The sequence below is a fragment of the Mesorhizobium sp. M1A.F.Ca.ET.072.01.1.1 genome, assembly GCF_004023325.1.
Classification (GTDB): Bacteria; Pseudomonadota; Alphaproteobacteria; order Rhizobiales; family Rhizobiaceae; genus Mesorhizobium.
The window spans coordinates 1-445 of the sequence record NZ_RZSF01000741.1; the positions used below are offsets into that span (position 1 = coordinate 1).

Annotated in this window: 1 pseudogene; it reads right to left on the minus strand. The window is 59.6% G+C overall.

The features are described 5' to 3' along the window. Positions 1–292 precede the first annotated feature (292 nt). Positions 293–445, minus strand: a pseudogene (locus EOA32_RS37820) (FAD-binding oxidoreductase); the annotation flags it as partial.

Sequence of the window (445 nt, forward strand, 5' to 3'; positions counted from 1 at the left end):
TCGTTGCGCTGAGACAAAGAGCAAGCAGCTTGCTGCACCCCCTCGCGTCTGAACTACGCAGATCGTCGACCGCGTCAGAAACGGCTTGGCCGTCCCAATGGTTACGAAGCGGTTCGCCAAAATTCATTCAGGAAGCAGATCCGGCCACTCAGCGACCGTTTTTCCTCCACGCAATGGCAGCTTCGCGCCTGATATCGGCCGATGCGGTAAGGTTTGGCGTTTCCCAAAAGAGGTCATTGCTACCGGCCTTGGGGAGGCCAATTGTGATCAATTCAGATCGCTGGGCCGCGCCGCTGAAGCGATCGATCCTGAAATCATCGAGCGGCGTTTCGTTACGACCGGTCGTAATGAGTTCGGCCATGGCATCGCCGACGGCCGGACCGAGTTGGGCCGTGTCCGCAGAAGCCGAAGGCGTGGAACAGTCCCGGCGTCGTCGCCGAGCATC